General features: G+C 65.7%; 15 protein-coding genes. 11 read left to right on the top strand and 4 right to left on the bottom strand.

All coding sequences use genetic code 11. The features are described 5' to 3' along the window. Window positions 1–150 precede the first annotated feature (150 nt). Window positions 151–3,078: an HD domain-containing phosphohydrolase gene (locus DFO50_RS03115; RefSeq protein ID WP_112692011.1), complete on the top strand. Its 2,928-nt coding sequence runs from the start codon at window positions 151–153 to the stop codon at window positions 3,076–3,078. On the opposite strand, the gene DFO50_RS03110 is transcribed toward DFO50_RS03115, so the two are convergent. Then, complete coding sequence (locus DFO50_RS03110) at window positions 3,075–3,716, bottom strand: bifunctional 4-hydroxy-2-oxoglutarate aldolase/2-dehydro-3-deoxy-phosphogluconate aldolase (protein ID WP_028498653.1); 642 nt, start codon at window positions 3,714–3,716, stop codon at window positions 3,075–3,077. The genes DFO50_RS03115 and DFO50_RS03110 overlap by 4 nt on opposite strands. Before the next feature lie 171 nt (window positions 3,717–3,887). Between DFO50_RS03110 and bioH the strand changes: the two genes are divergently transcribed. From bioH to DFO50_RS03060, 10 genes are all read left to right on the top strand, one after another. Then, window positions 3,888–4,667 carry a pimeloyl-ACP methyl ester esterase BioH gene (gene bioH, locus DFO50_RS03105; RefSeq protein ID WP_112692010.1) on the top strand — a complete coding sequence of 260 codons (780 nt, stop codon included), beginning with the start codon at window positions 3,888–3,890 and terminating at the stop codon, window positions 4,665–4,667. A gap of 111 nt (window positions 4,668–4,778) precedes the next feature. After that, the gene (bioC, locus tag DFO50_RS03100) at window positions 4,779–5,675 is read left to right on the top strand and encodes a malonyl-ACP O-methyltransferase BioC (RefSeq protein ID WP_112692009.1); all 897 of its coding nucleotides are present in this window, start codon (window positions 4,779–4,781) and stop codon (window positions 5,673–5,675) included. Window positions 5,676–5,748: 73 nt separating this feature from the next. Beyond that, window positions 5,749–6,666, top strand: coding sequence for a patatin-like phospholipase family protein (locus DFO50_RS03095; protein ID WP_028498650.1), 918 nt, complete (start codon window positions 5,749–5,751; stop codon window positions 6,664–6,666). Between the two features lie 69 nt (window positions 6,667–6,735). Next, window positions 6,736–7,332: a Holliday junction branch migration protein RuvA gene (gene ruvA / locus DFO50_RS03090; RefSeq protein WP_028498649.1), complete on the top strand. Its 597-nt coding sequence runs from the start codon at window positions 6,736–6,738 to the stop codon at window positions 7,330–7,332. Between the two features lie 2 nt (window positions 7,333–7,334). Beyond that, entirely contained in the window at window positions 7,335–7,943 is a 609-nt protein-coding gene (locus tag DFO50_RS03085; RefSeq protein WP_112692008.1) for a phosphatase PAP2 family protein, read from the top strand. A 151-nt stretch (window positions 7,944–8,094) separates the two neighbouring features. Next, window positions 8,095–8,310, top strand: a complete 216-nt coding sequence (locus DFO50_RS03080; protein ID WP_112692007.1) for a hypothetical protein — start codon at window positions 8,095–8,097, stop codon at window positions 8,308–8,310. A gap of 65 nt (window positions 8,311–8,375) precedes the next feature. Then, entirely contained in the window at window positions 8,376–9,479 is a 1,104-nt protein-coding gene (locus DFO50_RS03075) for a hypothetical protein (protein WP_146745003.1), read from the top strand. A gap of 15 nt (window positions 9,480–9,494) precedes the next feature. Further along, entirely contained in the window at window positions 9,495–11,360 is a 1,866-nt protein-coding gene (locus tag DFO50_RS03070) for a S9 family peptidase (RefSeq protein WP_158537394.1), read from the top strand. Between the two features lie 3 nt (window positions 11,361–11,363). Continuing rightward, window positions 11,364–12,605: an HlyD family secretion protein gene (locus DFO50_RS03065; protein WP_107888943.1), complete on the top strand. Its 1,242-nt coding sequence runs from the start codon at window positions 11,364–11,366 to the stop codon at window positions 12,603–12,605. Window positions 12,606–12,610: 5 nt separating this feature from the next. Further along, window positions 12,611–14,692: a peptidase domain-containing ABC transporter gene (locus tag DFO50_RS03060; RefSeq protein WP_233495172.1), complete on the top strand. Its 2,082-nt coding sequence runs from the start codon at window positions 12,611–12,613 to the stop codon at window positions 14,690–14,692. 66 nt (window positions 14,693–14,758) lie between these two features. On the opposite strand, the gene DFO50_RS03055 is transcribed toward DFO50_RS03060, so the two are convergent. From DFO50_RS03055 to DFO50_RS03045, 3 genes are all read right to left on the bottom strand, one after another. After that, window positions 14,759–15,727 (bottom strand): septal ring lytic transglycosylase RlpA family protein, encoded by a 969-nt coding sequence (locus DFO50_RS03055; RefSeq protein ID WP_028498648.1) that lies wholly within the window; start codon window positions 15,725–15,727, stop codon window positions 14,759–14,761. Window positions 15,728–15,930: 203 nt separating this feature from the next. After that, window positions 15,931–16,395, bottom strand: coding sequence for a tRNA (cytidine(34)-2'-O)-methyltransferase (locus DFO50_RS03050; RefSeq protein WP_112692006.1), 465 nt, complete (start codon window positions 16,393–16,395; stop codon window positions 15,931–15,933). Between the two features lie 82 nt (window positions 16,396–16,477). Next, window positions 16,478–17,266, bottom strand: a complete 789-nt coding sequence (locus DFO50_RS03045; RefSeq protein WP_107888940.1) for a ComF family protein — start codon at window positions 17,264–17,266, stop codon at window positions 16,478–16,480. Between the last annotated feature and the right edge of the window lie 31 nt (window positions 17,267–17,297).

Genomic DNA, 17,297 nt, shown 5'->3' with positions numbered 1-17,297 from the left:
AGCAAGGGGTTGATATGACAGCGGTTTTCTGTTGCGATTACGCAACCGCGTGTGTCATTGCACAGAAAGGGCGAGGCGACGAACGGCATATTCTCACTACCGCCTTCTATAACGAATCTGGACTGTTCCCTCCCAACTTTGCGGGACATCATGCGCAACCGGCTTTTCCATGCCCAGGTCTACCTGGCCTCCCTGTTCGTCGTGCTGATCCTGGCTGCCGGCGGCATCCTGACCTGGTCGCACTATCGCGATTCGACCCGGATGCTGCTGGATGCGACTACGCATATCTTCACCGCCTCGTCCGACTCGGTGCAGGTGCATCTCGACCAGGCAATGAGGCCGTCCGGGACCCTGTTGCGCCAGCTTGGCCAGGGACCGCTGGCCCGGGCCGGGTCGCTGGCGCAGCGCCAGGCCTCGCTGCCGGTCCTGCTGGCACTGCTGAAAGACTTTCCGCATCTGTCTGCGCTGTACGCCGGCTACGACACCGGTGATTTCTTCCTGGCGCGGCGGCTGGACAGCGCGGCCCTGCGCGAGCGTCTGGACCTGCCGGCGGAGGCCGCTTTTCTGGTACAGAGCATCGAGCACCGGCCGGATGGCGTGGCCGATGCGCGCTGGATCAGCTACGACAGCCGGGGCAATGAAATCGCCAGCCTTGCCCGGCCCGGTTATGTGTTCGATCCGCGCACCCGGCCGTGGTACCAGCATGCCGTCCACAATCCCGGCCTGCATACCATGACCGGGCCGTACCTGTTCTACACCAGCGGTACGGCCGGGATGTCGTTCGCGCGCGAAGCCGTGCCGGGCGTGGTGGTCGGTCTGGACATGGAACTCAGTGACCTGTCGGCCCTGCTGACGCGGCAGAAGGTGTCGCCGAGTGCCGAGATCGTGCTGTTCAGCGCCCAGGGCAAGGTGCTGGCCTACCGCGGCGACCCCGGCCATCCGGCGGCGACCCCGGCCGGCAAGCCCGAGCTGCCGGATCTGGACGCGCTGGGTTCGGCACCGCTGGCGGTCTTCTCCCGCCATGCGCTGAAACCCGGCGAAACCCACTTTCAGGTCGATGGCCGGGACTGGTTTTCATCATCGAGTGCGCTGGCGACCGGACATGGTCCGCCGCTGTATCTGGCGGTGCTGGCGCCGATGGACGAATTGCTGGTGGCCGCGACCCGCCAGCGCAACCAGTCGCTGCTGCTGACGGGATTGCTGGCACTGCTGTTGCTGCCGGTGTCGTGGTGGATCTCGCGCCGGGTGTCACGGCCGCTGGCCGAGCTGGCCGAGCGCACCCGGGCGATCCACACCTTCGATTTTTCGCAGTCGGCGCGGGTCCGGTCGCGGGTGCGCGAAATCGACGACCTTGGCCAGGCGCTGGAATCGATGCAGGGGACAATCCGCAATTTCCTCAATATCGGTCTGGCGCTGGTGCGCGAGCGCGATGTCGAGTCGCTGTATGCACGGGTGCTGCAGGAAACGCTGGATGCGAGCCAGGCCGGTGCCGGCGTGCTGTATCTGCTCGACGAGTCGGCCGCGCACCAGCTGCTGCCGGTCGGCAGCCGGGTGGCGGGGGGCGGGCAGCCCATCCTGCCGTGCCTGTTGCTGGAACAGTATCCGGATGCCGCGCTGGCCCGGGCCCTGGCCAGCGGCGAGACCTCGATCGAACGGCTGGCGGCCGCATCGCCGGCACTGGCGTCGTTCGGCCCCGGGCTGACGGCACTGGCCGGCACGGACGGGGTGACGCTGGTGGCGGTGCCGCTGAAAAACCGCGACGGCCGCGCCATTGGTGCGCTGGCGCTGTTTGTCGGCGAGGCGGCCAGTGCCAGCCATGAGCGGATCGCCTTTGTCGAGGCGCTGTCCGGGCTGGCGGCGGCGATGATCGACAACCAGCGCTTGCTGGCAGGGCAGAAAGGGCTGCTGGAGGCGTTCATCAAGCTGGTGGCCGGGGCCATCGACGCCAAGAGCCCGTATACCGGCGGCCACTGTCAGCGGGTGCCGGAGCTGACCAAGATGCTGGCGCGTGCGGCCTGCGACGCGAACAGCGGGCCATTCGCCGACTTCCGGCTGTCCGGCGACGAGTGGGAGGCGATTCATATCGCCGCCTGGCTGCACGACTGCGGCAAGGTCACCACGCCGGAATACGTGGTCGACAAGGCGACCAAGCTGGAAACACTGCATGACCGCATTCACGAGGTCCGCATGCGCTTCGAGGTGCTGAAGCGCGATGCCGACATCGACTACTGGCGCGGCGTGGCCGAAGGCGGTGAGGCGATGCTGCTGGCCGCCGCCTGCGACGCGCGCAAGCGCGAACTGAACGACGAGTTCGCCTTTGTGGCCGCCTGCAATATTGGCGGTGAATACCTGTCGCCGGACAAGGTCGAGCGCCTGCAGCAGATTGGCGCCCGCCACTGGACCCGTACGCTGGACGATACGCTCGGCATCAGCCAGGACGAGGCGCGGCGCAAGGGCGCGCGCATCCCGCCGCCGGTGGCCGAAGCGCTGCTGGCCGACAAGCCGGAACACCTGTTCGTGCGCAAGGAAGCCGAGGTCCATGGCGAAGGTAACCCGTGGGGATTCCGGCTCGAGATTCCCGAGTACAAGTACAACCGGGGCGAGCTGCACAATCTGTCGGTGTCGCGCGGCACGCTGACGCCGGAAGAGCGCTACAAGATCAACGAGCACATCGTCCAGACCATCATCATGCTGTCGCAACTGCCGTTCCCGCCGCACCTGAAGCAGGTGCCCGAGATCGCCGGCGGCCATCACGAGAAAATGGACGGCACCGGCTACCCGCTGCGGCTGAATGGCGGGCAGATGAGCGTGCCGGCACGCATGATGGCCATTGCCGACATCTTCGAGGCGCTGACGGCCGTCGACCGGCCGTACAAGGAGGGCAAGACGCTGTCGGCGGCGCTGGCGCTGATGCGCGGCATGCGCGACGGCGGGCATATCGATCCCGATCTGTTCGCGCTGTTCCTGACCAGCGGCGTATACCGGCGCTATGCCGAGCGCTACCTGCGCCCGGAGCAGATCGACGAGGTCGACGTGGCCCGGCTGCTGGAGCCTGCCCCCGCGCCTCCGCAGGGCTAGCCGGCCCGGCAGTCCGCCAGTGCCTCGCGCGCGGCGGCGGCGTTGTCCTCGATCCACGCCCAGTCGCGCCGCTGCAGGTGGTCGCCGGTCGCGATCCAGCCGGCGCCGATGGCGGCCACGCCATCCTGGGCGATAAAGCTGTCGGCATTCAGCGCGTCGACGCCGCCGGACACGATGAAGCGCAGGTCGGGCAGGGCCTGGTGGAAGGTGGCGACCTGGGCGACGCCGCCCTGGATCGGCACCGGCCCCAGCCGTACCCGGCTGAAGCCGGCTTCGCGGACCGCCATCGCTTCCGAAATCGTCGCCACGCCGGGCAGGTAGAGGACGCCGGCGTGACTGCGCGCCACGGCCTGCAGGCTGGGCGTGCTGCCGGGGCTGGAGATGAAGCGGGCCCCGGCTTCGACCGCATGGGTATAGGTGGCGGCGTCGATCACGCCGCCGATGCCGACGACCATCTGCGGGCACTGGGTGGCGATGGCGCGAATGGCGGCCAGGGTGTCGGCGCCGTGCCAGCGCAACTCGACCAGCGACAGGCCGCCGGCGCTCAGTGCGCGCGCCAGCGGGACGGCGTCGAGCGGGTCCGGCAGCGACACTTCGGGAATCAGCGGTACTCGGGCGAAATGGGCGTCTAGCGGCATGGGCGCATCCTGGGTTGGCATGAGGGGCCGCGCGGGGCGGCGGGCTGTTCGCATGGTGAGGGCGGCCGGCCCGGTTACAATACGGTTTTGACCCGTTGCCCGTCTGCCGGATGACTCTCTCTTCCCACGCTGTTACAGCCCGCATTATCGCGCCCGTTGCGCCGCTTGCCCATGTCCGCTGAGGCGCCGCTGATCCATTTCGAGACCCGGGGGCAGGGCTCTGACGTCGTGCTGCTGCATGGCTGGGGCCTGCACGGTGGCGTCTGGGACCGGATTGCCGACCGGCTGGCCGAACAGCATGCCGTGCATCTGGTCGACCTGCCCGGCCATGGACTGAGCCCGGCCCCGACCCATGCCACGATCGACGCGGTGACCGGGCGGATTGCCGACGCTTTCCCGCTGCCGGTGCACGTGGTCGGCTGGTCGCTGGGCGGTCTGGTCGGCCAGCACTGGGCGGCGACCCGGCCCGATGCCGTGCGTTCGCTGGCGCTGACTGCCACCAGTCCGCGCTTCGTGCGTGCGCCGGACTGGCCGCATGCGCAGGAGGCGGCGCAGATCGAGGCGGTCGGCGCCAGCCTGGCCACGGCGTTCGATGCCACGCTGACCCGCTTTCTTGCATTGCAGACCCTGGGTTCGGACTCGGCGCGCGAGACACTGGCGACGCTGCGTCGCGACCTGTTTGCCCACGGCCGGCCGCAGGGGCTGGAGGCGATGCTGGAGGTGCTGGTCCGCAGCGACCTGCGGGCCGACGCGGCAGCCATCGCCTGCCCGACCCTGTTGCTGTTCGGTCTGCGCGACGCCATCACGCCGATTGGCGCCGGCCGCTGGCTGGCCGGGCAGATCGCCGATTCGCGGCTGGTCGAGTTCCCGCGTGCCAGCCACGCGCCGTTCCTGTCGCACGAGGCGGATTTTCTCGCCGCGCTGACGACGTTCCTGACGGAACATGACTGACCCGACCGTCCGTCCCGTGGTGGCTTGGCATCCCGGCCAGCTGCCCCCATCTACCCGCGTTATGGTTTCCGACAATGCGCATATTCGCCCGTCGCGGGCAGGCTGAATCCGATGAGCTCTGAATCGTTCTACACCGACAAATCGCGCGTCCGCGCCTCGTTCGACCGTGCCGCGCGCAGCTATGACGGTGCCGCCGTACTGCAGCGCGAGGTGTCGGACCGCATGGCCGGCCGCCTTGACCTGATCCGGCATGCGCCGGGGGTGATCCTCGATGCCGGCAGCGGCACCGGCTATGGCGCGGCAACCCTGCGCGACCGCTATGCCGATGCGCGGGTGGTCGAATTCGATCTGGCGCTGTCGATGCTGCAGGCGTCGCGCGCCAAGCAGATGCCGGCCGGCCTGCTGAAGAAGCTGTTCACCCGGGCGCCGGCCCAGGTCTGTGGCGACCTGGAAAACCTGCCGCTGGCGACCGGCTCGGTCGACATGGTCTGGTCGAATCTGGCCGTGCAGTGGATGAATACGCCGGACCGGGTCTTCGCCGAATTCCACCGCGTGCTGAAAGTGGACGGGCTGCTGATGTTCTCGACCTTCGGCCCCGACACGCTGAAGGAACTGGGCGCCGCCTTTGCCGGTGTGGATGCCGCTACCCACGTCAACCGCTTCATCGACATGCACGATCTGGGCGATGCACTGGTGCGTGCCGGTTTTGCCACGCCGGTGATGGACATGGAAAAAATCGTGCTGACCTATGACGACGTAAAAGGCGTCATGCGCGACCTGAAGGCCATCGGCGCGCGCAACGCGACCGAGGGCCGCGGGCGCGGGCTGATGGGCAAGCATGCCTGGGCACGGGTCGAGGCCAACTATGAGCAGTGGCGCCGGGAAGGACGGCTGCCGGCCACCTATGAGGTGGTATACGGCCATGCCTGGCGACCGGCCGCAGCGCCGAAGCGCAAGCTCGACGATGGCCGGGACATTGTCGAGTTCATGCCCCGACGTCCGGCGTAGAATGGCCGGACGTCAGCTTCCCTTCACCTGCTTCCTTCACGCTGGCGGCTTTTCGCCGCCCGGTCTGCCCATCATGCAACGCCGTCGTTTCCTCGCCGCTTCCCTGTTCCTGCTGCTTTCCGCCTGCGCGACCACGCCGCCGCCGGAGCCGGTTACCCCGCCGGCGGCACTGCCCAAGCCGCGCATTGCGCTGGCGCTTGGCGGTGGTGCGGCCAAGGGCTTTGCCCATATCGGCGTGATCAAGGTGCTGGAAGCGCATGGCATCCATGCCGATATCGTCACCGGGACCAGTGCCGGCAGCGTGGTCGGCAGCCTGTACGCGGCCGGCTACAGCGGCTTCCAGCTGCAGAAGGTGGCCCAGCAGCTCGACGAGGCCGACCTGCGCGACCTGACCGTGTCCAGCCAGGGTTTCATCAAGGGCGAGGCGCTGCAGGCCTACGTGAACCGGCTGGTCGGCAATCGCAATATCGAAAAGCTCGGCAAGCCGTTTGGCGCCGTTGCCACCGACCTGTCGTCCGGTCGCCGGGTCGTGTTCCGGCGCGGCAATACCGGCCAGGCAGTGCGTGCGTCGTGCAGTATCCCGAATGTGTTCATCCCGCCGGTGATCCAGGGGCGTCGCTATGTCGACGGCGGCCTGACCAGCCCGGTGCCGGTCTCGGCCGCGCGGGAAATGGGCGCAGACCTGATTATCGCCGTGGACATTTCCGCCCGCGCCCGCAACGGCAAGGCCGAAGGCTTCCTCGGCCTGCTCGACCAGAGCGTGACCATCATGGGCGAGCGGCTGCTGAACCAGGAGCTGAAGGATGCCGACGTGGTGATCCACCCGTCGGTCGGCCAGATCGGCGGCGCCGATTTCGACGCGCGCAACCGTGCCATTCTCGAAGGCGAAAAAGCCGCGCAGCAGATGATGCCGCTGATCCGTGCCCGCATCGATGCCAAGGCGCGCGAACTGGCTGCCGCGCAGGCGGCAACCCGGACCGTCTCCCGCTAGCGTCTGGCCCCGTGGCCGCATTCCGGGCGACAATCCCCGTTTTCCCCTTCTAGCAAAGAACACGACGCCATGATCGGACGCCTTGCCGGCACCCTGCTGGAAAAACACCCGCCCCAGATTCTGATCGACGTCGCTGGCGTCGGTTATGAAGTCGACGTGCCGATGAGCACCTTCTGCCTGCTGCCCGCGCCCGGCGCGGCGACCACGCTGTGGACCCATCATGCGGTGCGCGAGGACGCGCAGCTGCTGTACGGCTTCGCCAGCCGTGCCGAGCGTGAAGTGTTCCGCCAGTTGATCCGCATTTCCGGTGTCGGCGGCAAGCTGGCGCTGGCGCTGCTGTCCAGCCTCAGCGGTGACGAACTCGCGCTGGCGGTCGAGCGCGACGACATCAAGGCGCTGTCGCGCGTGCCCGGCATCGGCAAGAAAACCGCCGAGCGGCTGATCCTCGAACTGCGCGGCAAGCTGGTTGCCTCCAGCGGCGTGCCGTTGCCGATGGTCGCCGGCAATGCCGTCAGCGAGATCGACCCGCGCGACGACATGGTCAATGCGTTGCTGGCACTGGGCTACAACGCCCGCGAGGCCGATGCCGCGCTGAAGGGCGTGCCGGCCGGCACCGACGTCGGCGCCGGTATCCGCATGGCGCTGAAGGCGCTGGCAAAGGGCTGAGCATGAAGTGGCCGGGCTGGATCGCAGCGACGGTTTTCGTGGCGGTGGCGACAGGACTCAATACGCCGCAGATGGCCGCGCTGGACCAGTCCGTCTTCCGCGGGCTGGCCGCTGCGCCGGCGCCATTCCTGTCGTTCGCCTATGGCTGGGATCTGGCAGGCAAGGCGCTGCCGACACTGGGCATCGCCGCGCTGCTGGCGGCACTGGCCTGGCGGGCCGGCCGGCGGCGCGATGCAGGGTTCCTGATGCTGGCGGCTGCGGGGGCCTGGGGCGTCAATGGTGCGCTGAAACTGGTGGTCGAGCGCCCCCGGCCGCCCGGCATGCCGGATGTCGGTACCTTCGGCAGCTCGTTCCCGAGCGGTCACGCGATGGGTACGACCGCCCTGTATGCCGCGCTGGCCTGGCTGCTGGCGTCCCGCCTGCAGCGTCCGGGCGCGCGGATTGCCGTCTGGCTGGCGCTGGCGGTGTGGCTGACACTGACCGCCCTGACCCGGCCGGCGCTGGGCGTCCACTACTTCAGCGACGTACTGGCCGGCACCGCCGCCGGGCTGGCCTGGGTGGCGCTGTGCGTGAGCTGGCATGCGCGAAGCATGGGAAACGAATGTCAATAATCATATGCCAATTCAAATGGCATTAATGGTTTTTTTGCCACAGTAACCGGCCACACATGTTCCGCAACTTTTGACTGAATCTTTCCTTCTGTGCAGTCTGGATTCGCCACTCTATTCCGAGAGGCAATTTCGACCGCAATGGAGGTTTGAAATGAAAGGCATGGAAAACACGGGCCAGGCGATGGCCAGTCATGGGGCCAATACGGAGGCCACTTCCGCAATGGAAGCCGGAAATGTCCGTACGCTGGCGGGAACGCTGATGCGTGAACTTGCTCCGTCCGAGCTGGATCTGGTGGCGGGTGGTGTATTTGCGTTTGCTGGTGCTTCCCAATATCGAGGTGGGGGTGACGTAATTATTATGGCTTGACCTGAGTCGATCGCCTCTGTCCTTTGCCATGGATGGGGGCGGTCAGCCCGTGGGGTTTTCTCATTATGGCAAAGAAAATTCTGATTATTTCCCACCCGCTGGATCTGCATGCGGCAGCGGTGTCCTTTTCGCTCAAACTGGCCGGCCACCAGGTTGAAATCTGGTATCCGTCCGAGTTTCCTGCCTTCCAGACAGTGACGTACCGTATTGATGCGCAGGAGGCGAGGCTGGAAATCGGCGAGGCAGAGGCATTGCATCATGCCTTCGACGTGATCTGGAACCGGCGGCTTGCCGCCCCGGCCATGGCGAATCATCTGCATCCCGCGGATGTGGAAGCGGCGGCCAGGCAGAGCCGCTGGTTTCTTGAATATCTACCGGACTTGCTGCCGTCCGCCCGCTGGGTCAATCCTTTTGCAAGCTGGCGCCGGGCCGAATACAAGCCGCTGCAACTCCGGATCGCAAGGCAATGCGGATTCCGGCTGGCACCCACCCTGATTTCAAATAGCCCGTCGCGAATCACTGCTTTCTTTCATCAATATGCCGGGCAGGTGGTGGCGAAGCCACTATTGCCTGAATGGAGGGAAATGCACAATGGTGGCATTCGCGCCCTGCATGCCGAAGCCTTACTGGAATCGCATCTTGAAAATGTGCAGCGGCTACAGGCCATGCCTTACGTGTTTCAGCGAAAAATCGATATTGATTACGAGATCCGGGTCACCGTACTGGGTCGCGAACTGCTTGCCGCCCGGATAGCGCGCAGCGGCAATCCGGACGTGTCGGATCTGCATCTGGACACCACGACGGCGGCGTGGCTTGCGTTGCCGCGCAAGCTGGAACGCCCGTGCCGGGCCTTGATGTTGGCCATGGAGCTCGAGTTCGCCTGCATCGACCTGGCCGTGGACCGGTCGGGCATGGTGTTCTTTCTTGAGGTCAACCAGGCCGGGCAGTTCCTCTGGCTTGACCAGGCCTTGCCGGGTCGCAATGTGTTGCGCCGCTTTTGCGCGTTTCTGACCGGGAATGACGGGGCATGGCTGGATCGTATCCGGTCTTTCCCGGACACGCTGGCCTGCCACGAATTCAGGGATGCCTTGCGGCATACCCTGCGGACGACCCGGAATCATGAGGGTCTTTTACCGGCGACGGCGGCGGCAAGCCTGCGCCAGTCGTGAGTGATGGAGGTTTGCATGACCACATCGATCCGTAGCGCCCCCCGATACGAAGCTCATGGCCGCGGTCGGCAGTTGCAGGCGCTGCCCGACACGCTGGCCAGGCTGCTTGAGTGTCTGGTCAATCAGCCGGAACCCTTGTGCCCGGGTCTGTCGCCCGATGGGCAGACGCTGTTCCATCTCCGGAGAGAGGACGCCGGGGCGTCCCTGATTGCCAGGGAGGTGGCCCGCGGCCTGGAAACCGTGCTGATCCGGCAGGACGCCTCCCTGTTCGCGCAGTACCCTTCTCCGGATGGCCGGTACCTGGCTTTGGGTGTGTCGCCGGGCGGCATGATTCATGAGTCTGTCCTCGTCATGGATCTGGCCACTCGGCAGATACAGTCGGTTCAGACCAGTCAGGACGCAATCTGCAGGGTGGCCGGCTGGTTGGATACCAGCAGCCAGCTCGTGGTCTGGACAGACGGCTTTGCGAAAATGACCTGCGGGCTTTATGTGATTGAAGATGATGGGGCATGGAGTCTTCTGTTTGCCGCGCCTGGGGGTAGCCGACTGGCTGACGCTTCTCGCGATGGCAAGCGGGTATTAGTCATCCATTGTCCCCAGCGTGGTCAGGTGCATTTGTACGAGGTCGTTCTTGCGACGCGACAAGCGAGGCTGCTGACGCCGCTTGAACCTGAGGCGGAAGTGGTCTTTGCCCACTATTCGGGATGCGGGAAATACATCCATGTGGTCAGCAATCTCGGGGCTGACCGCCATTATCTGGGCACGATTCAGGTCGGTACCGCGCAGCCGGTGCTGCCAACACCGCTGTATGCGAGGGACGACGCGGATCTGAGCTGGTTTGCCCCGCTGGGGCAAGGAACGGCGGCGGTCATGCGCTGGACGTCTGCCCGTTCGGATGCGCTAGAGACGGTCAGCATGGTGGGGCCGGTGCTCAAGTCGCTGGGCTCGCGCGAATTCGCCAGTATCCCGGGCCTGTCTGTCGCAAGCCAGGCGGCACGGATTGCCGTGTGCGCCGAGCGTGCCTCGCGACCGGCCTCCATCGAAGTGAGGGATCTCATGTTACGGGTGCAGGGGCCTGAAAATCCGAATGCCGCCCTTGCTGGTTTCGTGATGCAGGAGCCTGAATTCGTTGAATTCAGTGCCCACGATGGGCTGCTGCTGTCCGGCTGGCTGTACCGTGCGCCGCCGGCGGAGGGCCAGGCGCCGCGGGTCGTGCTGTATTTTCACGGCGGGCCCGAAACGCATGAACGCGCCGAATTCAGACCGCTGTTCCAGACGCTGCTGGCGGCCGGCATTTCCGTGTTTGCACCCAATGTCAGGGGCTCGACTGGACGGGGCCGCCACTTCAGTGAACTCGACAATGGTGCGCTGCGTCGGGATGCGCTTCTGGATATCGGCAATTGTGCCGAGCTGATGCTGGCGCATGAAATTGGCCTGCCGGGCCGACTCGGCATCATGGGGGAATCCTATGGCGGTTATATGACGCTGGCTGGCCTGGCCGCCTTCCCTGAGTACTTTGCCGCCGGAGTCAGCATCTGCGGGATCAGCAATTTCCTGACCTTTTTCGAGCGGACGGCGGTCTACATAAAAGAGATCTCCAGGCGCGAATATGGCGATCCAGACACCGAGCGGGACATGCTGAAAGCGCTGTCGCCCTGCTACCGGTTTGCGTCTGTCGAGGCACCGATTCTGTTCATTCATGGCGAGAACGATGGCAACGTGCCGTATACGGAATCGCTGGAGGCCTTCCGGACCCTGGTCGGGCTCGGCAAGGACGCGGGTCTGTTGAGCTTCCCGGGAGAGGGGCACAGCGTCTCCGGCAAGAAAAACCAGATAACCGAGCGCGACCATACGGTCCGGTGGTTTCTGCAGTTCCTGTAGGCCATGCGACTCTTCCGCGCCGCGGTCCTCGTCCACGATGACACACGACAGTACGGACGTATCGTGCTGGCGCGGCCAGTGAGTTTTGCCTGGCTGACCGGGCTGTTTGTCGCCATCGCCGTGTCGATCGGGCTGTTTCTGGCCGGGTTTTCCACCACGCGCAAGGTTCAGGTCGGCGGGGTGCTGCTGCCGCGCGACGGGTTGATCGGGGTGCTGCCGGCACAGTCCGGCAGGGTCATGGAAGTTCGGGTGCGGGAAGGACAGGAGGTGGCGGAAGGGGATGTGCTGTTCGTGCTGGGCAATGACCGGACCAGCGCTACCCGGGGAGAAGCCGGGGTGGCGATGACCGAGCTGCTGACTGCGCGACGCGACAGTCTGGTCCGGGAACGGCAGTGGCTCGATCGGCAGGCGATGCAGAAGCACACGGCCCTGCGGCGGCGGGTGAGCGAGTTGACGCACGAGCTCCGTCGAATCGATGCGCAGATCGCCTTGCTGCGCCGCCGTGTTGATCTGGCCGGGCAGTCCGTGGCGCGCAGCCGCGAACTGCTGCTGGCCGGTTTCATTTCCGCCGCGGGTGTGCAGGATGCGGAATCGGGATGGATAGACCAGCAGGCCCGGCTCAGTGACTTGCAACGTATCCGCGCGTCTGTGCTGCGCGAGCGGGATACCGTGCGGGCCGATCTGGATGATACGGTCATACAGGCGCGACGCGATGCGGCTGCCGTGCAGCGGCAGGCGGATGGCGTGGAGCAGGACCTGACCGAGAACGAGGCGCGGCGGCGACTGCTGGTGCGTGCGCCACATACCGGCAGGGTCAGCGGCATGACGGCGCAAGCGGGCCAGGTCGTGGCGGCGGAGCAGTCGCTCGCCTGGCTGCTGCCACGGGACTCGCGGCTGGAGGCGGAGCTGTATGCGCCCTCGCATGCGGCAGGCTTCGTCAGACCGGGCATGGTCGTACTGATTCGCTATCAGGCCTATCCCCATCAGAAATTCGGCCAGTTTCGCGGCATGGTGCGCGAGGTCTCGCACAGCCCGATCAGCGGGAGGGCGCCACTGGACCGTGGCGAGCAGGATGAGCCGCGCTATCGCATCCGTGTGACGCTGGCCCGGCAGCACGTGACCGCATATGGCCGGCCGGAAGCGCTGCGGCCGGGCATGAGGCTGGAGGCGAGCCTGTTGCTCGAACGGCGAAAGCTCCATGAATGGGTGCTGGCGCCGCTCTACAGCTTTCATGGGCGGATGTGATGCGCGTGCCGCTTCGGCTCGCCTTCTGGCCGCGCCGGCGCCTTCCCGTGGTGCTGCAGACCGAAGCCGCGGAGTGCGGGCTGGCCTGCCTGGCCATGGTGGCCGGCTTCTGGGGGATGACGCTGGACCTGCTCAGCCTGCGCCGCCGTTTTCCGGTATCCCTGAAGGGCGTCACGCTGAAAGGGTTATTGGCTATGGCTGCAGGGCTGGGTTTTCAGGCGCGTCCCCTGACGCTGGAGATGGCCGGTCTGCCGTACCTGAAGCTGCCGTGCGTGCTGCACTGGAACATGAACCATTTTGTGGTGCTGAAGGCGGTGGGGCGCGGGCAGGCGCGGATCCACGATCCGGCCGTCGGTGAACGCCGGCTGTCCCTGGCTGCAGTTTCCCGGCAGTTCACCGGCGTGGCGCTGGAGCTGGCGCCGGGGTCGGCATTCCGGAAAGTAGAAGCAAAACGGTCGTTTACCCTGCGCTCGCTGATGGGGCGGATAGAGGGACTCGGATGTGGGCTCGGGCAGATGCTGCTGCTGGGGCTGGCGTTGCAGGTGTGCGCGCTGGTGCTGCCGTTCTATCTGCAATGGGTGGTTGACGAGGTGCTGGTCTCGTCGGACCGCGACCTGCTGACCGTGCTGGGCTCGGGCTTTCTGTTGCTGGTACTGCTGCAGACCGCCATTGGCGGGGTCCGCAGCTGGGTGACCACGGTGCTGGCCACCAGCCTCCACTTCCAGTGGCTGGGCAATGCGTTTGCCCACTTGCTGCGTCTACCGCTGCCGTGGTTCGAAAAGCGTCATCTTGGCGACATCGTCTCGCGTTTCAGCTCCATCCAGCACATCCAGCAAAGCCTGACGACGCAGCTCGTGGAAACCCTGCTCGACGGTCTGCTGGTCATCGTCACGCTGGGGATCATGGGGATGTACAGCGCCGGTCTGGCCATGGTGAGCCTGATCGCCGTCGCGCTGTATGTGTTGCTGCGCCTGGTCCTCTTCCGTGCGCTGAGGGATGCCACCGCCGAACAGGTGCTCCATGCGGCCCGGCAAAATACCCATTTCATTGAATCGGCTCGCGGCGTGCAAAGCCTGCGGCTGTTTCATCGTCAGGAAGTGCGTCGCATTGGCTGGATGAATATCCTGGCCGAACAATTCAATGCCGACCTGCGCGTCGCCCGGCTGTCGGTCTCGTGTCAGACCGCCAGCACCTTGCTGTTCGGTGCGGAGCGGGTGGTCGTGGTCTGGCTGGCCGCGCTGGCGGTGATGGACAACCGTTTTTCCGCCGGCATGCTGTTCGCTTTCCTCAGCTACAAGGACCAGTTCAGCCAGCGCATGGCTGCGCTGATCGACACGCTGTTCGAACTGCGCCTGCTGCGCCTTCATGGCGAACGCGTGGCGGATATCGTGCTGACTGAGCCGGAGCCGGAGCGGAACGGGATGGAAACCGACCTGGCCCGGCTGCCGATGACGCTGGAGATCCGTCGTCTGGGGTTTCGCTACGCCGACACTGAGCCTTATGTGCTGAGAAACATCAATCTGCACATTCCCGCCGGTCAATGCCTGGCCATTACCGGTGCCTCGGGCTGCGGCAAGACCACCTTGCTGAAGCTGATTCTGGGTCTGCTTGAGCCCACCGAAGGCGAGATTCTGGTCGGAGGCATTCCGCTCGGACGGTTGGGTCTGAACAATTACCGTCAGCTGCTGGGGACAGTCATGCAGGATGACTCGCTGTTCGCCGGCTCGATTGGCGACAATATCTGCTTTTTCGACCCCCAGCCGGACCCCGGGCGCATCCGGCAATGCGCCGAACGGGCAGCGATCCATGAAGACATCATGGCCATGCCGATGAATTACCACACGCTGGTCGGCGATATCGGAACCGGTCTGTCCGGCGGACAGAAGCAGCGCGTGCTATTGGCTCGGGCCCTGTACAAGCAGCCCAGATTGCTGGTGCTGGATGAGGCGACCAGCCATCTGGACGTGGAAAACGAACGACGGGTCAACACCGCCTTGCGCGGCATCGACATGACCCGCATCCTGGTGGCTCACCGGCCGGAAACCCTCGCCATGGCCGAACGTGTCGTTATTCTCGAATCACCATGAAACATGGCCCCGGCTTTTCGAGCCTGGGGCCATGTCTGTCATGCCTGTCTTGCTGCACCCGGGGGGTCAGCGCATCACCACCGTCTGGACCTTCAGCGCCTGTGCGACTTCGCGGGCGCGGGCCGGGCTGACGAACGGGCCGAGGCGGACCCGGTACAGGCCGTCACGGTCCACGATCTCCAGATCGCCTTCCTGGTTCTCGTCATTGATCATCGCCTGCAGCCGGGTACGCTGCGCTTCGGCATTGGCCTGGCTGCCGAAGGCACCCAGTTGCAGCCAGATACCGGCCGAGTCCATCGACTTGCGGGTCGTGGTGGCGACGGTGTCGTTGGCGATGGTTGCCGGACGCGACACCGGCATCAGCGCCGAGGCGAACGGACGGGCATCAGCCGGCTTCGGCAGGTCGTTGGCGGCCAGGCGGGTCGTGCTGTTCACCCGGTCGTCCGGCCATACGCGTTCGACGCTGACACTGGCGCTGCCGGTGTCGACGTAGCCGAGCTTGTAGGCGGCCGCATACGACAGGTCGATCAGGCGTCCCTTGTGGAACGGGCCACGATCATTGATCCGCACCACAACGGTCTTGCCGTTGCGCTTGTTGGTGACGCGGACAAAGCTGGGAATGGGCAGGGTCGGATGCGCGCCGGTCATGGCGAACATGTCGTAGGCTTCACCGGACGAGGTCCGCTTGCCGTGGAACTTCTTGCCGTACCACGAGGCGGTGCCGCTGGCCTGGTACGGTTTGTTGCTGGTGTCCGGTGTGTAGTTGACGCCGAGGGCGGCGTACGGACGGTTGGCCCAGCGATGGTTGGGTTCATCCACCGGAATGGCGTCGGGGATGCTGTCGAGGTTGGCCGGGACCAGGTCGCCGGGACCGTCATCTAGGTAGTAACCGCCGCCCTTCTTGGCGGGGATGAACTTCTTGCCGGCGTACTTGCCGGCGGAAGCGGTCTTGTTGTTCGGTGCCGACGATGTAGAACAGCCGGCAAATATCAGCGTGCTCAGCAGCGCGAGCCACAGCCATCGTAAAGGCTTCATCGGCACTTTCCTTATGCTGTTGCGCGGGGTGCGCAAGGTTGATGGGAACGGGATGTCGCTAATGCTCTTTCTGTAACCCGAGGACATGAATGGCTTGATAGGCGAGGCCAGCGGCCCGCCACAAGCGTTACTGGACGAACGGCAGGCAAAATGCTGCACTGCAACCCGTCATTGACCCGCCGCCCGCGTCGGGCGGGGACGTGTCAGGCGGCGCCGGAAAATCCGTGCTGCCGCCAGGCTTCGAACACCGTCACCGCGACGGCGTTTGATAGGTTCAGGCTGCGTTGCCCTGCCCGCATGGGCAGTCGCAAGCACCTGTCTTCGGCAAATCCCGCCAGCACCGGATCGGGCAAGCCGCGGGATTCCGGACCAAACACGAACACGTCATCGGCCTCGAGCGCAACGGCATCGGGGCGACGGTTCGCCCTGGTGGTCATGGCAAACATGCGGCGACCGGACAGCGCCTGTCGGCAGGCGTCCCAGTCGCGGTGAACGGTCATTGTCGCGTACTCGTGGTAGTCGAGCCCGGCGCGACGCATGCGGGCATCGTCCAGCGGAAAGCCCAGTGGCTCGACCAGATGCAGCTCGCAACCGGTGTTGGCACAGAGGCGGATGACGTTGCCGGTATTCGGTGGAATTTCCGGCTCAAAGAGGGCGACGGCGAACATGTGGAAAAGATTGTGCAAGCGCATCAAGGGCTTGGTCAAGCCAGCCCCCCTGCCGGCACGGCAAAAACGGGGCGCGCGAGGGTCACGGCCGGGTCGTCGGCAATGGATTTTCACCGTTGGCGCCGATTTGGTGGTAGGCGGTTTCCGCAGCGGCCTCGCTGGCGCCCGGCGTGCGCGCCAGCACCCAGCCGTCGACACGGGCGGCACCGGCGCGCAACAAGGCGCGGGTTGCCGCCGACAGGGTCGCACCGCTGGTGACGACGTCGTCGAACAGGGCGAGGACGAGTCCGTCCAGCCGGCCGTTGACGGCGAAGGCACCGCGAGGATTCCGCCGTCTCGCGGCCAGTGTCAGCCCGGCCTGGGCCGAAGTGTCTCTGATCCGCAACAGTTGCCGGTCGATGACGGGAATCTGCAGCCGGCGGGCAAGCGGACGGACCATTTCCTGGCTCTGGTTGAAGCCTCTTTGCGCCTGTCGGGCCGGGTGCAGGGGCATGGGGATCACCGCATCGACCGGGGCGACCCGTCCGGACAGGCCCTGTACCGCCAGTTCGGCCAGTGCGGCCACGCTGGCAAGGTCATGACCGTATTTGCAGCGGTACAGCAAGGCGTCGAGCGGGAACGCCAGCGTCCAGCCGGCCGTCAGCCGGGCAAAGGCCGGGGGATGGCGCAGGCAGCGCGGGCATGGCAAGGCCGCGGGCGACGGGGCGGCGCAGTGCGGGCAGGCCGGAGACGGCGGCCGCAGCAGCGCGTTCAGGCAGGGGGCGCAGACCGGATTGCGGGCGCTGGCAGCACAAAAGATGCAAATCTGTTCAAAATTTACACAGTTGTTCAGAAAATGGCGCAGCCAGTTTGACAGCGTGATGTGCTTCATCGACGATGACCCCCATTCCGTCAGACAACGA

The sequence above is a fragment of the Microvirgula sp. AG722 genome, assembly GCF_003269145.1.
Taxonomy (GTDB): Bacteria; Pseudomonadota; Gammaproteobacteria; order Burkholderiales; family Aquaspirillaceae; genus Microvirgula; species Microvirgula aerodenitrificans.
Note: the sequence above shows the minus strand (reverse complement) of the source record. Positions and strands in the feature narration are given on the sequence as shown.